We start from the raw sequence: 17149 nt of genomic DNA on the forward strand, positions 1-17149 counted from the left end.
CCCCCGCCTAGCGTGACGTGCGTGAGCGCCACCGCCGGACATTTTCCCGCGGGACGGAGATACTGCTCCGGGCCGGCCGGATCCAGCCAGGCGACAACGACGGCGACCGTGTGACCGGTCCCGCCCGACAGAGGGAGACCGAGAGCCATGGCCAAGAGCACGAACCCGCAGTCGCCAGCACCGCACGCCGCCGACAGCCACGACCTGATCCGTGTGCACGGCGCCCGCGAGAACAATCTCAAGGACGTCAGCATCGAGATCCCCAAGCGGCGTCTGACGGTGTTCACCGGAGTCTCCGGCTCCGGCAAGAGCTCCCTGGTGTTCGACACGATCGCCGCCGAGTCGAAGCGGCTGATCAACGAGACGTACAGCACCTTCGTGCAGGGCTTCATGCCGAACATGGCGCGGCCCGAGGTCGACGTCCTCGACGGCCTGACCACCGCGATCACCGTCGACCAGCAGCGGATGGGCGGCGACCCCCGTTCCACGGTGGGCACCGCGACCGACGCCAACGCGATGCTGCGCATCCTCTTCAGCCGCCTGGGCAGGCCGACGATCGGCCCGCCCAGCGCGTACTCCTTCAACACCGCCACGGTGCGGGCGAGCGGCGGCATCACCGTCGACCGCGGCGCCGCGAGGACGAAGACCGTGAAGGCGACGTTCAACCGCGTCGGCGGCATGTGCACGCGCTGCGAGGGGCGGGGCAACGTCTCCGACATCGACCTCACCCAGCTCTACGACGACTCCAAGTCGATCTCCGAGGGCGCCTTCACCATCCCCGGCTGGAAGTCGGACAACGTGTGGACGGTGGGCCTGTACGCCGAGTCGGGCTTCCTCGACCCGAACAAGCCGATCCGCCGGTTCACGAAGAAGGAGATGCAGGACTTCCTCTACCGCGAGCCGACCAAGGTGAAGGTCAACGGCGTCAACCTCACCTACGAGGGCCTGATCCCCAAGATCCAGAAGTCCTTCCTGTCCAAGGACAAGGAGGCGATGCAGCCCCACATCCGGGCGTTCGTGGAGCGTGCGGTCACCTTCACCACCTGCCCCGAGTGCGACGGCACGCGGCTGAGCGAGGGCGCCCGGTCGTCGAAGATCAAGCGCAAGAGCATCGCCGACGCCTGTTCCATGGAGATCAGGGACCTGGCCGAGTGGGTGCGCGGGCTCAAGGAGCCGTCGGTGGCGCCGCTGCTCGCCGCGCTGCAGCAGACCCTCGACTCGTTCGTGGAGATCGGCCTCGGCTACCTCTCGCTCAACCGGGCGTCGGGCACGCTGTCCGGCGGCGAGGCGCAGCGCGTCAAGATGATCCGCCACCTCGGCTCCTCGCTCACCGACGTCACGTACGTCTTCGACGAGCCCACCGCGGGCCTGCACCCGCACGACATCGAGCGGATGAACGACCTGCTGCGCAAGCTGCGGGACAAGGGCAACACGGTGCTCGTCGTGGAGCACAAGCCGGAGGTCATCGCGATCGCCGACCACGTCGTGGACCTCGGACCCGGCGCCGGTACGGCGGGCGGCACCGTCTGCTTCGAGGGCACGGTCGAGGGGCTGCGCCAGAGCGACACGGTCACCGGCCGCCACCTCGGCGACCGGGCCGCCGTCAAGGACGAGGTGCGCGAGCCGAACGGCGCGCTGGAGATCCGGGGTGCGACGGCGAACAACCTGCGCGGCGTCGACGTCGACATCCCGCTCGGCGTACTCGCCGTCGTCACCGGTGTCGCGGGCTCCGGCAAGAGCTCGCTGGTGCACGGCTCGATGCCGTCCGAGGCGGGTGTGGTCTCCATCGACCAGAGCCCCATCCGCGGCTCGCGGCGCAGCAACCCGGCGACGTACACCGGGCTGCTCGACCCGATCCGCAAGGCCTTCGCGAAGGCCAACGACGTCAAGCCCGCGCTCTTCAGCGCCAACTCCGAGGGTGCCTGCCCCACCTGCAACGGCGCCGGGGTGATCTACAGCGATCTGGTGATCATGGCCGGTGAGGCCACCACCTGCGAGGACTGCGAGGGCAAGCGGTTCGACGCGTCGGTCCTGGAGTACCGCCTCGGTGGCCGGGACATCAGCGAGGTGCTGGCGATGTCGGTGAGCGAGGCGGAGGAGTTCTTCGCCGAGGGCGAGGCCCGCACCCCGGCCGCGCACAAGGTCCTGGAGCGGCTCGTCGACGTGGGGCTCGGCTACCTCACCATCGGGCAGCCGCTGACCACCCTGTCCGGCGGCGAGCGCCAGCGCCTCAAGCTGGCCACCCACATGGCGGAGAAGGGCGGCGTCTACATCCTCGACGAGCCGACGACCGGTCTCCACCTCGCCGACGTCGAGCAGCTGCTCGGTCTGCTCGACCGGCTGGTCGACTCCGGCAAGTCCGTCATCGTCGTCGAGCACCACCAGGCGGTCATGGCGCACGCGGACTGGATCATCGACCTGGGGCCCGGGGCGGGCCACGACGGCGGAAAGATCGTCTTCGAGGGCACGCCCGCCGAACTGGTCGCCGCGCGCGCGACGCTGACCGGTGAGCACCTCGCGGAGTACGTCGGGGCCTGACGGTTCCGGCGTGGCCCGGGGGGCGGCCGATCACGGCCGACTCCCTCATCGGCCTTGACGGTGGGCCTGATCCTGGCGGCCATCGCCAGGATCGGGTCTGCCGGTCGTCGCGGACCACGTACGGGATCTTGAGGCCACGGGCGGCCCATGGCAGGCTCACGCCGCATGATCGATGAGTTCGCGAAGGACAACCTGCACGGCAGACTGCGGCGGGACCGCACGGCGCTGCTCTGGAAACTCGACGGCTTGTCCGCATACGACGCCCGCCGGCCTCTGACGGCGACCGGGACCAACCTCCTCGGCCTGGTCAAACACGTGGCCACCGTCGAGGCCAGGTACTTCGGCGAGGTCTTCGACCGCCCTTCCCCGGAACCGCTGCCGCGGTGGCAGGACCACGACGGCAGTGATCTGTGGGCGGCCGAGGACGAGACCCGCGATCAGATCATCGGGTTCTACCGGCGCACGTGGGAACACGCGGACGCGACGATCGACGAGCTTCCCCTCGACGCCCCCGGTCACGTGCCGTGGTGGCCGGAGCCTTGTCCGAACACGAACCTGTTCGCGATCATGGTCCATGTCCTCGGCGAGGTGAACCGGCACGCCGGGCACGCCGACATCCTGCGCGAGGGCCTCGACGGCCGGACCGGGGTGCGCCCCGAACACGAGCAGCGGATCGACGAGGAAGCCCGTGCGGCGTACCGCGCGAAGATCGAGCAGGCCGCCGGGTCGGCCGCACCGATCAAGACCTAGAGGCTGCCCCACGCCGCTTCACGGCCGGGGCCGCGGCCCCGGCGGCCGCCCCACCCCGCCCCGCCCCGCCCGGCCACAAGAAGCTCGCGGAACTTGCCAGGTGAGGCACCCTCCACATCCGCGTCACACCCGGCTAGCGCCGCACGCGCGGCATTCCCAGGCCGATCCAGGAGATGATCTCGCGCTGGATCTCGTTGTTGCCGCCGCCGAACGTGAAGATCACCGCCGAGCGGTAGCCGCGCTCGAGGTCGCCGTGGAGGACCGCGCCCGCCGAACCCTCCTTCAGGGCGCCGGCCGCGCCGACGACCTCCATCAGCCAGGCGTACGCGTCGCGGCGGGCCTCGGAGCCGTAGACCTTCACGGCGGAGGCGTCCTGCGGGGTGAGGGTGCCTTCCTGGACGGCGTTCACCATCTGCCAGTTGAGGAGCTTCATCGCGTCGAGCCGGGTGTGGGTCTGGGCCAGGCGACGCCGGACCCAGCTCAGGTCGATGACGCGGCGGCCGTCGGCGAGCTTGGTGTCCATGGCCCAGCGCTGCACGTCGTGCAGGGCCCGGATCGCCATCGTGCCGTGGGCGGCGAGCGTGACGCGCTCGTGGTTGAGCTGGTTGGTGATCAGGCGCCAGCCCTTGTTCTCCTCGCCGACCCGGCGGGAGACGGGGACACGGATGTTCTCGTAGTAGCTGGCGGTGGTGTCGTGGGAGGCGAGCGTGTTGATGACGGTGCAGGAGTAGCCGGGGTCGCTCGTCGGGACGAGGAGCATGGTGATGCCCTTGTGGAGCGGTACGCCCTCGTCGGGCACGGAGGTGCGGACGGCGAGCCAGACCCAGTCGGCGGTGTCGCCGTTGGTGGTCCAGATCTTCTGTCCGTTGACCACGTACTCGTCGCCTTCCCTGACCGCCTTGGTCTTGAGGGCGGCGAGGTCGGTGCCGGCGTCCGGCTCGCTGTAGCCAATGGCGAAGTCCAGTTCGCCGGAGAGGATCCGCGGCAGGAAGTACGCCTTCTGCTCGTCCGTGCCGAACTGCATGATCGTCGGGCCGACCGTGTTGAGGGCCATGAGCGGCAGCGGCACGCCGGCCTGCGCGGCCTCGTCGAAGAAGATGAACTGTTCCATGGGGCTGAGCCCGCGCCCGCCGTACTCCTTGGGCCAGCCGACCCCGAGCCAGCCGTCCGTGCCCAGACGGCGCACGGTCTCGCGGTAGAACCGCTTCTGCGCGGCGGGGTCGGCGTACCGCGCGTAGACGTTGTCCGGCACCAGCTCGGCGAAGTACGCACGCAGCTCGGTGCGCAGCCGCTGTTGCTCGGGCGTGTATTCGAGGTGCACGGCCCCTCCAGGCTCGGTCCGGGGTTCGACGGCGGACACAGTAGAACTCGTTTCAGAAATAGGGAATGGTGACGGCAGGACCGTCGGGGACAGAAGCGGCGGGGAGGCGGCGGGGCGGATCCGGACGGGGGCGTGTCCGGATGTGACAGGGAATCGTCATTGCGGCCATGGAGGCCCGGGACGAGGATGGGGTCATGCCCCTTCCGCACCGGGTCGTCATCGCGGTCTTCCCCGATGTCGATCTCCTCGACGTCACCGGCCCCGCCGAGGTCTTCGCGCTGGCCAACCGCGAGACCGCCGGTCGGGCCGGATACCAGGTACGCCTCGCCGGGCCGACGGCCGGCGAGGTCCGTACGTCCGCCGGCGTGCGGATCCTCGCGGACCTCTCCTTCGACGAGGTCGGCGAGGACGTGGACACCCTGCTCGTGCCGGGCGCGGTCGACATGACCGACGACGGGCCCGTGGCCCGGGTCGACCCGGACGTCGTCGCCTGGGTGAAGGACACCGCCCGGTACGCGCGGCGCGTGGCCTCGGTGTGCGTGGGGGCGCACCTGCTCGCCGCGGCGGGGCTGCTGGACGGGAAGACGGCGACCACGCACTGGTCGACCGCCGCCCAGCTCGCCGCCGACCACCCGGACGTCACGGTCGACCCGGACCCCATCTTCGTACGCACCGACCGCGGGCGGCTGTGGACCGGGGCGGGCATCAGTGCCTGTCTGGACCTGGCGCTCGCGCTGGTCGCCGAGGACCAGGGCGAGCAGACGGCACTCACGGTCGCCCGGCAGCTGGTCCTCTACCTCAAACGGCAGGGCGGACAGAGCCAGTTCTCCGTACCGCTCAGCCGGTCCGCCACCACCCGGCGCGACATCGACGAGCTGCGTCTGTGGATCGCGGACCACCTCGACGGCGACCTCACCGCCGGGGCGCTGGCCGCCCGGATGTGCCTGAGCGAGCGGCACTTCGCCCGCGTCTTCACCCAGGAGACGGGGACGAGTCCCGCCGCGTACGTCGAGGCCGCGCGGATCGAGGTCGCCCGGCGGCTGCTGGAGACGACCGACCATCCGCTCGACCGGATCGCGGCGGCGGCCGGACTCGGCTCGGTCGAGACGCTGCACCGGGCGTTCCGGCGGCAGGTCGCGACGACGCCGGTCGCGTATCGACGGCGGTTCCGTACGGCGGCCGGTTGACGGGCGACTGACGGCCCGCGTCGGGCGACCGGCGCCTCACGACGGGCGGTCGGCTCGGTACGACAGCCGATCGCTTCCCTATGTCAGGCGGTCGGATCCGTACGACAGCCGATTCGCTTGCCAACGACGGGAGTCGGCTCCGTACGACAGACCGTCGCCCCCGTACGACAGGCGAGCCGAGCGGACCGCCTGATCCTCACCGGCCCCACCGCCGGACCATCCCTTTCCGCATGCGAGGCAGACGGCTTCGCCATGCCCGATTCCCTTGAAAGAGGCACCTGATGAGCACGCCCACCCCGTCCCAGGCCCTGCGCGACGTCTTCGGTCTGGACAACGAGCCGCCGCGGCTCGCCGAGTCCGCCCTGGTCCTGATCGACATCCAGAACACCTACCGCACCGGCGTGATGGCGCTGCCCGGCGCCGACGAGGCCGCCGCGGCCGCCGCCCGGCTGCTGGAGCGGGCCCGTGCCGCGGGCACCCCGGTCGTCCACGTCGTCAACGACAGCGGCGAGAACACCCCGTACGACATCCGGGCCCACATCGGCGCGATCTGCGACGAGGTCGCGCCCGTCGAGGGCGAGGCGGTGGTCGTCAAGACGCTGCCCGACTCCTTCCAGGGCACCGACCTGGAGAAGGTCCTGACCGGGCTGGGCTTCGCCCCCGGCGGCGAGAAGGATCTCGTGCTGGCCGGCTTCATGACGCACATGTGCGTCACGTTCACCGCCCAGGGTGCCGTCAACCACGGCTACCGGCCGACCGTCGTCGCCGAGGCCACCGCGACGCGCGCCCTCACCGCCCCGGACGGCGCCGTCGTCTCCGCCGAGACGTTGCAGGCCGCCGCCCTGACGACCATCACGGACCGGTTCGGCCCCGTCGTCGCCACCGTCGACGCGCTCCCCGCCTGAGCACCGCCCCGCGTCACCTCCGTCCCGCCCGGTCCGGTGCGTCCGGCTCTCGGCCCATCGTCGCCAGGAAGTCGTCGCACGCCTTCGCGCAGCGGCGGCAGGCCTCGGCGCAGCCGGCCGAGGCCGCGCGCAGGTCGCACAGGCAGGCGCAGCGCAGGCAGATGGCGCGGCACCATTCGACCTGCATGCGCACGCGTTCTTCGTCCTGGTCGCCCTGGTCGGCCAGGACGCGGGCCGTCGCGTCGCACACGTCCGCGCAGGCGCTGTTGAGGCGGGGCCCGGCGCCGGACTCTGCGGGGCCCTGCCGCTTGGCGCACTCGCGTACGCAGTCGTCGCAGGCCTGCGCACACGCGAAGCGGTCCTCCAGGTAGCGGACGAGGTCCTGGTGGCCCAGTTCTTCCCCGGGCGCGGGGGGCATCGCCGGCACGGGCATCGTCGCCGCCACGGGTAACCCGGGCGCGGTGCCCGCCAGGGGTGAGGTCGGGGGTGGCTCGACGGTCATGGGTGTACCGGGGGTCGTGGGTGGCCTGGGTGTCACGGGCCCCTCCCTTCGCTCCCGCACGGGTAGCCCCCCGTCGATCGGCCCAAACACGCCGAAGCGCGCGGCCGGAAAGTACCGAGGCAGGGAGGGGAGCGGTCCTGTCGCCGCTCCCCTCCCCCGCGTCACGCCCCGTTGGCGTCGCACCCCGTTCAGTCCGCCCCCGAACGGTAGAACGGCGACATGACGACCCATCACGGACACCATGAGCCCTGCGGGCCTCACGGGCACCATGGGCGAGGGAGCCGCTCCGTGCCCACGGCGGAGATCGGCGACCGCCACCCGCTGTCCCTCGCCCTCATCACCCTCACGGCCGTGAGCGGCCTCGTCGACGCCATCTGCTATCTCGGCCTGGGCCACGTCTTCACCGCCAACATGACGGGCAACGTCGTCGTCATCGGCTTCGCCCTGGCCGGGGCGCCCGGCTTCTCCGTCACCGGCTCCCTGGTGTCCCTCCTGGCTTTCCTCGTCGGCGCCGTGGCGGCGGGACGGCTCGCCCTCGCCTTCCGCGGGCGGCACCGCGTCCCTTGGGTCCGCACCGCGGTCTGGGGCGAGGCGCTGCTCCTCGCGGTGGCCACGGCGGTCGCGTTCGCGACCGGCGGTGCGCCGCCGTATGCCGTGATCGTCCCGGTCGCCCTGGCGATGGGGCTGCGCAACGGCACCGTCGGCAGACTGGCCGTACCGGACATGACCACGACGGTGCTCACCCGCACCCTGGCGGCGCTCGCCGCCGAGTCGCGGCTCGCGGGCGGCACCGACCGGCGGGCCGCGCGCCGGATCGTCGCCGTGGGCGCGATGGTCGCGGGCGCGATCCCCGGCGCCTGGCTCGTCCTCCACCACGGCATCGCCTGGCCCCTGCTGCTGACCACGCTGATCGTCGCGGCGACGGCGCTCGTGTACCGCGAACGCGCGTGACCCGCTGACGCGCGCGAGCGGATTACGCACGTAACCGGTTTGCGCACGTGACCGGTTTGCGCACGTGACCGATCTGCCGAGCCACGCGTCCGCGCGTCCGTCAGGCGCTGCGGCCCCGGGCGCGCCGCCCCGCCGTCGACTTGAGGTGGATCAGCGCCACCGACGGCGGCACGGCGCCCGCCCCTTCCTCGGCACCCTCCAGAGTCGCGGTGAAGGCCAGGCGGTGGTCGACCCGCCGTCGCACCGTCCGGTCGGCGGTGAGCGTGAACCCCACGCTCGTACGCCCCATCGCAGGCACCCGCACCCGGACCCGCCGTGCCCCCTCCTTCCCCGCCGCACGCGCCGTCCACCCGGCGGCCGGACGGGCGGTGACGGTGACCGTGCGGACCGCGGTGGTGAAGTTGTAGACGTCCAGCGCCATCCGGGTACGGGTGCCGAGCCGGTAGCCGAGCGGCGGCGCGGCGTCCCCGTCCTCCTTGCCGGGAGCCGCGTTGCGCGCGGCGTACCGCTGGCCGAGGACGATGTGCTCGGCGGCGGAGAGCACCCGCCGTCCCGGCCCACCAGGGTGCGCGCGCCCGCGCTCGGCCGTCCTCCGCGCGGTTTCGTCACCGCCCGCGGAGACCACGTACAGAGGGTCCCGCGAGAGCACGACCTCTCCCGCCGCCGTCCGGTCGCTCTCCTCCATCCGCCTGCCCATGATGTCGTGCACGGCCACCACCCGCCCCGGCTGCGGCAGTTCCACCCGCACGGACTCCGGGGCCCACGCCACCGTCACCGTCACGGGCCGCCCCGCACCGTCCCGCTCCCCCGTGTCGAAGACGTGCCCGACCGCCCCTGCGGGCAGCCCCTGCACGGCGGCGACGTGGTGCGCCTCGCCCAGCAGTGAGGTCAGCGCGGCACACGCGCTGTAGGCGGGCCAGGGCTGGAACTCCCGGCTGAGCAGCCCGAAGTACACGCCCTCGTCGTGGATGGGCGGTCCCGCGAACCAGAACTGCCGCTGGTTCCCCGCCGCCAGCCCCTCCACCATGGAGCGCACCAAGTAGCGTGCCTGTACGGCCTGTTGGGCGGTGTCCAGGTCGCTGCCTGGCTGCGCGGCGAAGAAGGCCCCGCACTCCGTCATCCACAGCGGCATGCCCCTCCCGCACCGGTTCCCGTACTGTCGCGCGAGCGCGTGCTGCTCGTCGGCGGCGCCCGGGAACGCCGGCTCGTCCTGCTCGGCGGGGTGCGGATAGCCGTGGAACGCCCAGACGTCCGCGTACCGCACGACGTCGTTCTCCAGCATCAGCCGCTGGAAGTGCCCCGCCTGAGCGATGCCCGGCAGCACCGTGAGCGGCCGTTCCGCGTGCGGCACCCGAGGCGCGTCCGCGATGCCGAGCGCCGCCGCCTTCACGTACGCGGCATGCGCGTCGCCGGTGCTGCGGGTGACGTCGACGTCCGGTTCGTTGGACAGCTGCACCGCCTCCGGAGTGGCCGACGCGGCGCGGCCCGAGGCGAGACGGCGGGTGTAGCGGTAGGCGTCGCGCAGGTCGGCGGGCAGCGGCAGCGAGGCGTCGGTCATCGCCCACTCGGGGGCGGGCGAGACGACTTCCAGGGAGGTCAGGCCGTGGCGGCGCAGCGTGCGGGTGATGCGGTCGTAGTGCGCGGTGGCGTACGCGCCGCGCCGCCGCTCGGCCGCCGGCCAGGTGTTCCCGTCGCGTACGCACCCCACGCCCATGTCCCGCATCCCCGCGGCGAAGGCGTCGAGGCGGGAGGGCGGGACGAGGGAGAAGACGAAGGCGTTCACGCCGAAGCGGTTGGCGCGGCCGGTCACCGCGCGCCGCTCGGGCAGGCAGGCGAAGTGCCGGATCAGGGCGGGGCCGCCGCCGTCGGCGATCTCGGCCGCCACCCGGTAGTTGCCGGGCGGCAGTGGGGGCAGCGCCACCGATGCGGAACGCCGCCCTGCGGGGACGGTCGCGACGCCGTCGGCGACGCGCTCTCCGAAGTAGTCGGTGACCGTGTAGCGCACACGGTGTGTCGCGCGGCGGTCCGGTCCGGCGGTCCGGACGTGCAGGCGGGCTCGTTCGCCCTGGCGGTAGGTGCCGAGACCGGTCCGTGGATCACCTGCGTACGCGTCGCGCACCACGGTGTCCTTGAGCGGTGTGAGCGTCAGACGGTCGAGGGCGAGGGCGTAGGCCACGACGTCGTCGACGACCGTCCGTTCGCTCACCTTGAGCGTCACCTCATTGGCGCCACGCCGCAGTTCCACGTCACCGAGAGCGAGGACGCTCAGATCGCCCCACGCCGCCTTCGACTCGTACCAGTAGGGCTGGGACCTGCCCGCTTCCCTCGACGGCCCGCCGTTGACGTCGATGTCGAGGTAGGAGGCGACCGCCTCGGTGTGCGGGAGCTCGACGGGCGCGGTGGCGACCGCGGTCAGTTCGTAGGTGCCTGCCGCGGGCGCGTCGATCGCGTACGTGGCGAACCAGCCCTCTTCCGGGGGCCGTTCGGTGGACAGCAGCGCCAGGTACCTGCCGTTCCCCGCCCTGCGGTCGGCGGCGACGGGGATGTTCGTACGGACCGCCGCCTCGGCCTGCACGGTGATCGCGGCCCCACTCCCCCGCCCGCGCGCCCTGGCGCGTCCCGCCCCGGTACCCACCACCACGGTCGCCGCCGCGACGCCCAGGCCCGCCTTCATGCTCGTACGCCGGTCCATGCCCCTGCCGATGCCCATGGCCCACAGGAGACATGACCGGCCCTGCGGCCCGCGTCGTGCGCGGGGGTGGCCCGTCCCGGATTCCGCGTCCGGGAAGGACATCACCCGTGAGGCGGAGCAGACCCTGATACCTGCCCCGAGAGCCGGTGGGCGCGCCCGCCCCACGAGGGAGCCCCGCCGCGACGGGGGAGACACGGCGGGACTCACCCATCAGGTGCCCGCTCTGGCGCGGGTCACACTCACGTGTCGCACCTCTTTGCGAATGGGCCCGCGTTCAGCGCCTGTCCCACCATCGAGGGGCCCGGTCGTCGGGTTCGTCGGGGCTCGCGAAGTGGAAGGGAACGCCGAACAGTTCGGCCAGCTCCCCGCCGATCAGACGCGCCTCCGCAGCCTCCGGCCAGGGCGGCACCTGACCGTTGAAGATCCGCAGGTCACCGCCCTCGCGAAGGGTGACGAGAGGCAGATCGCGGGGTGTCGCTGCGGAAGCGGGGGCGCCCGGCGAGGCGGGCGCGACGGGGAACACCGCGACGACGTCCACCATCCAGCCCCGCGTGTCGCCGTCCCAGAGCGCCTCGACCGCCAGCGGAGGCTCCGGCTCCGTCCTGATCAGATCCGCCAGTTCGGCCACCGTGGGGCGGGTCGGCGGAACGATGCGGTCGGCGAGGGCCTCGTAGCGCGCGGCCACCACGTCCTGGCAGTCCCGCAGTCCGGGACGCGGGACGCCGGAGACGGACCCGGCCGTGGCACCCGCGCCGCGCGCACCAAGCTCACCACCCGAGCCGCCTGGTCCGCCTGGGCCGCCCACAGGGCCTCCCTCGGCCGCCCCGCCCTCTCCGAACGCGTCCCAGATCTCCTTCATGGCCCCCGCCATGCGGTCCGCGAGCACCAGTTCGTCCACACGCTCCCGCACGGTCTGCGGCAGCGCGTCCCATGTGCGCGCCACCATGGCGCCCCCTGTGTTCATCGCGCCATTACATCCCGTCGCCGTCCGCAGGTCCCACGCGGTCCTGTCAGTGCCGCGCAGTACGGTCCGGTCATGGCACCCCGTATCGATCTCACCCTCGACTGCGCGGACGCGCGGCTGCTGGGCGCGTTCTGGAAGACCGCGCTCGGCTACGTCGACGAGCCCCCGCCCGCCCCCTTCACCACCCGCGAGGAGTGGCTCGCTAGCTTCGACCTGCCCGAGGACGACACCGCGGACGGCGGGGCCTGGCTCTGCGACCCGGAGGGCATCGGGCCGCGCCTGTCCATCCTCCGAGTCCCCGAGCCGAAGACGGCCAAGAACCGTCTGCACATCGACGTCCGCGTGCCCGGCCACGGCGGCGCCGACGAGCGCTGGGCCCGGATCAGGGCGGAGTCCGCGCGGCTCGTCGCGGCGGGCGGCAGCGTCCTCGCCGTGTTCGACGGCCACCACGTCGTGATGGCCGACCCGGAGGGCAACGAGTTCTGCGTCGCCGCGGACAAGCCGCCCGCCTGACAGCGCGGGCCCCTCAGGCGTAACTCCGCTTCCCCCGGCGGTACGCGATCTCGCCGAGCGCGATGTCCACCGCGAGGAACACCGCGAGCGGGATGCCGAGCAGCGGCACGAAGTAGCCGAGCACGGCGATCGCCGCCATCGCCGGCACGAGGACGTACGGCGGCACGTCGCGCCACGCTCCGCGCGGCAGCGGGCGCCCGAAGGACGAGCCGCGTCCGCGCTGCCACCACATCCGGTAGCCCCACACGATCAGCAGGACGAGACACAGGGCCAGCGCGGCGAGCACGATCTGGTTGGCCAGACCGAAGAGCGTGCCGGTGTGCGCGTCGATGCCCCAGCGGGTCACCTTGGCGAGCAGGGGGAAGTCGTCGAACCGCAGGACGTCGGTGACCTCGCCGTTCGCCGGGTTCACGGCGACGGAGTCCTGCTTCTCCGGCCAGCTGCGCCCGATCTGCCGGACGACGTACGCGGACGACGCGTCGGCGGGCGGCACGATCTCCACCGGGTTCGAAAGGCCCTGTTCGCGAGCGGACTTCAGGACCGCGTCGAATCCGACGTCGGCCGCGTCCCCGGCCCCCGCGGGCCCGGCCCCCGGGCCTCCCGCCCCGCCGTGGCCTGCGTGCTCCCCGCCGGAGCCCGCACCGGCCTCGGCGCCGGGCGTGACGCTCGCCGAGACGGCGGGCGTCGTCTGGCCGACGGCCTCACGCAGGTCGCCGATGCTCGCGCCCGCGTACGTCGACCAGGTCAGGCCGGTCGCCGACAGGACGAAGAGACCGAGGGCCGCCCATACGCCGACCGAGCCGTGCAGCGAGAGCGTGCGACGGCGGCCCGTCGTGCCCCGCACCTTCCGCTGCGCCCCGCGCCGCGCGAACCACAGGACGAGGCCGCCGCCCGCGATCACCCACAGCCAGCTGGCGGCGAGTTCGCTGTAGAGCCGGCCCGGCTCGCCGAGGTGCAGATCGCGGTGGAGTTCGTCGATCCAGGTCCGCAGCGGCAGGGCGCCGCCCGAGCCGTACTGCTCCAGCGCCCCGCGCACCTCGCCCGTGTACGGGTTCACGAAGACGGCGAGGGTGCGGTCGGGGTCCACGCCGGGCACCCCGGACAGCAGGACGCGCGTGGTGTCGCCGTCCTCCGGCGCGGGACGGACCGCGCTGATCGTGCCCTCGGGGTGCGCCGCGCGGGCCGCGGCGATCTGCCGGGACAAGGGCAGTTCGTGCCCGTCCGAGGCGACGGGCACGCGGAGTTCATCGGCGTACACGATCTTCTCGGCCTGGAACGAGCCCGCGTACAGGAGGCCGGTCACGGCGGCGACGAGCAGGAACGGCGCTATCAGCACACCGGCGTAGAAGTGCAGGCGCAGGACCAGCGGGCGCAGCGACGCCCAGCCGGAGCGCCGTGGCGCGGGCCGGTCCTCCGGGGCCCGGTCGTCGTGCTCCGGAGGACCGGTCGGCTCTGCTGGGTGCTGCCCGTCGCCTTCGGCGAGGACGGTGGGTTCGGCGGGCATGGGGCGGTCTCCTGGCTCTGCTGGATCGACGGGCCACGGTCCGGTTTCAGCCGGACCGGTCCAGGAGTCGGCCACCGCACCCACCGAGTTCCCGCCATTTCCTGTGACGTACGCCACAGGAAATGGCGGGATGGGTGCCCCCTCAGTCCGTGGCCGCCACCCCCGACCGCCGTCTGATCGTCTCGACGATCGCCGAGAAGTCCCGCGCCGCGCCCTCGCCCGCCGCGAACTCCTCGTACAACTGGGCTGCCCGCAGGCCGAGTTCCGCGTCGACTCCGGCGGCGCGCGCGGCACCGGCGGCGAGGCCGAGGTCCTTGGCCATGAGGGCGGCGGCGAAGCCGGGGCGGTAGTCGCGGTTGGCGGGGCTCGTGGGGACGGGGCCCGGCACGGGACAGTTGGAGGTGAGCGCCCAACACTGCCCGGACGCGGTGGAGGCCACGTCGAACAGTGCCTGCGCGGACAGGCCGAGGCTCTCGCCGAGGACGAAGGCCTCGCTGACGGCGACCATGGAGATGCCGAGGATCATGTTGTTGCAGATCTTCGCCGCCTGACCGGCCCCGGCGGTCCCGCAGTGCACGGCCTTCTTCCCCATGACGGCGAGCAGGGGCTCCGCCTCGGCGAACTCGGCCGTGCCGCCGCCCGCCATGAAGGTGAGCGTGCCCGCCTCGGCGCCCACCACCCCGCCGGAGACCGGGGCGTCCAGGGCGCGGTGACCGGCGGCGCCCGCGGCCTCGTGGGCGAGCCTGGCGTCGGCGACGTCGATGGTGGAGCAGTCGACGAACAGCGTGCCGGGGGCGGCCGCGGCGAGCAGCCCCTCGTCTCGGTAGAGCGCGAGGACGTGCCGACCCGCGGGGAGCATCGTGATCACCACGTCGGCCCCGGCGGCGGCCTCGGCGGCCGAGGCGGCGGGGACGACTCCGCCCTTCTCCGCGGCGGTCAGCGCTTCCGCGGACAGGTCGTGCCCGAGGACGCGGTGGCCGGCCGCGGCGAGGTTCGCGGCCATCGGCCCGCCCATGTGGCCGAGGCCGATGAACGCGATGGTGCGGTGCGCGGCGCCCGTGGCCTCCGCCGTGGTGTCGTCGGTCGTGCTCACCATGCCTCCTCTTCTCCCGCGCGGCCCGCGGCCAGCCCGAGTTCCCGGTCGCCGAGCGGCGCGAACCAGCGGTCGACGTCACGGTCGGCGACCTCGGCGAACGTGCCGGGGTTCCAGCGCGGCGCGCGGTCCTTGTCGATGACCTGGGCGCGGATGCCCTCGACCAGGTCGGGGGCGGCCAGGGCCGCGCAGGACACGCGGTACTCCTGGTCCAACACCGCTTCCAGCGACGCCAGTTGTCTTGCCCGGCGGATCGCGGCCAGCGTCACCTTGAGCGCGAGAGGAGACCGGGAGAACAGCGCCTCGGCGGCCTCCTTCGCCGCGCGCGAGCCGTCCGCGAGGAGCCGGGCGATGATCTCCTCGATCGATCCGGCGGCATAGCAGTGGTCGATCCAGGACCGTTCGTCGGCGAGCGGTCCTGGCGGCGCGTCCTGGACGTGCCGCGCGAGCACGTCGTGCACGGGCGCCCCGGCGAGGTCGGCGAGCAGGCCGGGCAGCGAGGACGACGGCACGAAGTGGTCGGCGAGCCCGCATCTGAGCGCGTCACCGGCCGTCACCTGCGCACCCGTCAGGGCCAGATGGGTGCCGATCTCGCCGGGCGCGAGGCCCAGGAGGTAGGTGCCGCCGACGTCGGGGACGAAGCCGATGCCGGTCTCGGGCATGGCCACGCGCGAGCGTTCGGTGACCACGCGGACGCTGCCGTGCGCCGAGATGCCGACGCCGCCGCCCATGACGACTCCGTCCATGACGGCGACGTACGGCTTGGGATAGCGGGCGATGCGGGCGTCGAGACGATACTCGTCGCGCCAGAAGGCGCGCGTCGCCTCACCGCCGCCCGCGGTGATGTCGCCGTGGATGGACCTGATGTCACCGCCCGCGCACAGGCCGCGCTCCCCCGCGCCGGTGAGGACGACGGTCTCGACGGCGGGGTCGTCCTCCCAGGCGGTCAGCGCCTCGTCGATGCGGCGCACCATGGTGTGGGTGAGGGCGTTGAGGGCCTGGGGACGATTGAGGGTGATGCGGGCCGCGCGGCCCTCGACATGGAGGAGGACGGGGTCGTCGGCCATGGTCATCGGACGGCCTCGGTCAGGCCGCGGGCCACGATCAGGCGCATGATCTCGTTCGTTCCTTCCAGGATCTGGTGGACCCGCAGGTCCCGGACGATCTTCTCGATGCCGTACTCGCTCAAGTAGCCGTAGCCGCCGTGGAGTTGCAGGGCGCGGTCGGCGACGGAGTAGCCGGTGTCGGTGGCGAACCTCTTGGCCATGGCGCACAGCTGCGGGGCCCGGGGGTCGTCCCGGTCGAGGGCATCGGCGGCCTGACGCACCAGCGCGCGGGCGGCGGACAGTTCGGTGGCCATGTCGGCGAGCCGGAACCGCAGCGCCTGCGCGTCCAGGAGCGGCGCGCCGAATGCCTCGCGGTCGGCGAGGTAGGAGACGCTGCGGTGCAGGGCGCTCTGCGCGCCGCCGAGCGAGCAGGCGGCGATGCCGAGGCGGCCGCCGTTGAGGCCGTTCATGGCGATGCGGAAGCCCTCGCCCTCCGCGCCGAGACGGCGGTCGGCGGGGACGCGCACGCCGTCGAGGAGCACTTGGCGGGTGGGCTGGGCGTTCCAGCCCATCTTGCGTTCGTCGGCACCGAAGGAGAGGCCGGGGTCGTCCCGTTCGACGACGAACGCGGTGACGCCGCCGGGCCCGTCCTCGCCGGTGCGGGCCATGACCACGTAGACGTGCGAGGCGCCCGCCCCGGAGATGAACTGTTTGACGCCGGTGAGGACGTAGTGGTCGCCGTCGCGTTCCGCGCGGGTGCGCAGGGCCGCCGCGTCGGATCCGGCGCCGGGCTCGGTGAGGCAGTAACTGCCCAGCGTCTCGGCCGCGCACAGGCCGGGCAGCCAGCGGGCGCGCTGGCCCTCGTCGCCGTAGCGGTCGATCATCCAGGCGACCATGTTGTGGATGGAGAGGTATCCGGCGATGGAGGGGCAGCCGGTGGCCAGGGCCTCGAAGACGAGGGTGCCGTCGGTGCGGCCGAGGCCGGAGCCGCCGTGCTCCTCACGGACGTAGACGCCGCCGAGGCCGAGCGCCGCGGCCTTGCGCAGCACGTCCACGGGGAAGTGCTTGTCGCGGTCCCAGGCGACGGCGTGCGGGGCGAGGTGTTCCTCGGCGAAGTCCAGGGTGACCTCGGCGAGGGCGAGTTGGTCCTTGGTGAGGGTGCCGGTGAGCGATGTCATCGCGG

The 17149-nt window shown here is 72.9% G+C and carries 14 protein-coding genes; 6 read left to right on the plus strand and 8 right to left on the minus strand.

Annotation, left to right across the window (positions count from 1 at the left end):
• Positions 1-147 precede the first annotated feature (147 nt).
• Positions 148-2538, plus strand: a complete 2391-nt coding sequence (locus AB0L89_RS30995) for an excinuclease ABC subunit UvrA (protein ID WP_365148215.1) — start codon at positions 148-150, stop codon at positions 2536-2538.
• Positions 2539-2703: 165 nt separating this feature from the next.
• Positions 2704-3288: a DinB family protein gene (locus tag AB0L89_RS31000; RefSeq protein ID WP_365148218.1), complete on the plus strand. Its 585-nt coding sequence runs from the start codon at positions 2704-2706 to the stop codon at positions 3286-3288.
• Positions 3289-3421: 133 nt separating this feature from the next.
• Here the strand turns inward: AB0L89_RS31000 and AB0L89_RS31005 are convergent, their stop codons facing one another.
• Positions 3422-4609, minus strand: coding sequence for an acyl-CoA dehydrogenase family protein (locus AB0L89_RS31005; protein WP_365148221.1), 1188 nt, complete (start codon positions 4607-4609; stop codon positions 3422-3424).
• A gap of 194 nt (positions 4610-4803) precedes the next feature.
• Here AB0L89_RS31005 and AB0L89_RS31010 point away from each other — a divergent pair, with 194 nt between their 5' ends.
• Both AB0L89_RS31010 and AB0L89_RS31015 read left to right on the plus strand, forming a co-directional pair.
• The gene (locus AB0L89_RS31010; protein ID WP_365148224.1) at positions 4804-5796 is read left to right on the plus strand and encodes a DJ-1/PfpI family protein; all 993 of its coding nucleotides are present in this window, start codon (positions 4804-4806) and stop codon (positions 5794-5796) included.
• Positions 5797-6077: 281 nt separating this feature from the next.
• A complete protein-coding gene (locus AB0L89_RS31015; protein WP_365148227.1) occupies positions 6078-6701 on the plus strand; it encodes an isochorismatase family protein in 624 nt (207 codons plus the stop codon).
• Positions 6702-6714: 13 nt separating this feature from the next.
• On the opposite strand, the gene AB0L89_RS31020 is transcribed toward AB0L89_RS31015, so the two are convergent.
• Entirely contained in the window at positions 6715-7203 is a 489-nt protein-coding gene (locus AB0L89_RS31020) for a ferredoxin (protein WP_365148230.1), read from the minus strand.
• A gap of 288 nt (positions 7204-7491) precedes the next feature.
• On the opposite strand from AB0L89_RS31020, the gene AB0L89_RS31025 reads away from it, so the two are divergent.
• On the plus strand, positions 7492-8154 hold the full coding sequence (locus AB0L89_RS31025; protein ID WP_365148233.1) for a YoaK family protein: 663 nt from the start codon (positions 7492-7494) through the stop codon (positions 8152-8154).
• A 100-nt stretch (positions 8155-8254) separates the two neighbouring features.
• Here AB0L89_RS31025 and AB0L89_RS31030 read toward each other — a convergent pair whose 3' ends face one another.
• Both AB0L89_RS31030 and AB0L89_RS31035 read right to left on the minus strand, forming a co-directional pair.
• A complete protein-coding gene (locus tag AB0L89_RS31030; RefSeq protein WP_365148235.1) occupies positions 8255-10864 on the minus strand; it encodes a hypothetical protein in 2610 nt (869 codons plus the stop codon).
• Between the two features lie 256 nt (positions 10865-11120).
• On the minus strand, positions 11121-11810 hold the full coding sequence (locus AB0L89_RS31035; protein WP_365148238.1) for a hypothetical protein: 690 nt from the start codon (positions 11808-11810) through the stop codon (positions 11121-11123).
• Between the two features lie 72 nt (positions 11811-11882).
• Between AB0L89_RS31035 and AB0L89_RS31040 the strand changes: the two genes are divergently transcribed.
• On the plus strand, positions 11883-12323 hold the full coding sequence (locus tag AB0L89_RS31040) for a VOC family protein (RefSeq protein ID WP_365148241.1): 441 nt from the start codon (positions 11883-11885) through the stop codon (positions 12321-12323).
• A 13-nt stretch (positions 12324-12336) separates the two neighbouring features.
• On the opposite strand, the gene AB0L89_RS31045 is transcribed toward AB0L89_RS31040, so the two are convergent.
• The 4 genes from AB0L89_RS31045 to AB0L89_RS31060 form a co-directional block, all read right to left on the minus strand.
• Entirely contained in the window at positions 12337-13827 is a 1491-nt protein-coding gene (locus tag AB0L89_RS31045) for a PepSY domain-containing protein (protein ID WP_365148244.1), read from the minus strand.
• Positions 13828-13969: 142 nt separating this feature from the next.
• Positions 13970-14923, minus strand: a complete 954-nt coding sequence (gene mmsB / locus AB0L89_RS31050; protein WP_365148247.1) for a 3-hydroxyisobutyrate dehydrogenase — start codon at positions 14921-14923, stop codon at positions 13970-13972.
• Entirely contained in the window at positions 14917-15993 is a 1077-nt protein-coding gene (locus AB0L89_RS31055) for an enoyl-CoA hydratase/isomerase family protein (RefSeq protein ID WP_365148251.1), read from the minus strand. The genes mmsB and AB0L89_RS31055 overlap by 7 nt, the downstream gene beginning before the upstream one ends.
• The gene (locus AB0L89_RS31060) at positions 15990-17144 is read right to left on the minus strand and encodes an acyl-CoA dehydrogenase family protein (RefSeq protein WP_365148391.1); all 1155 of its coding nucleotides are present in this window, start codon (positions 17142-17144) and stop codon (positions 15990-15992) included. Before AB0L89_RS31060 ends, AB0L89_RS31055 begins: the two co-directional genes overlap by 4 nt.
• Positions 17145-17149 lie beyond the last annotated feature (5 nt).

This window comes from Streptomyces sp. NPDC052114 (genome assembly GCF_040680155.1).
Taxonomy (GTDB): Bacteria; Actinomycetota; Actinomycetes; order Streptomycetales; family Streptomycetaceae; genus Streptomyces.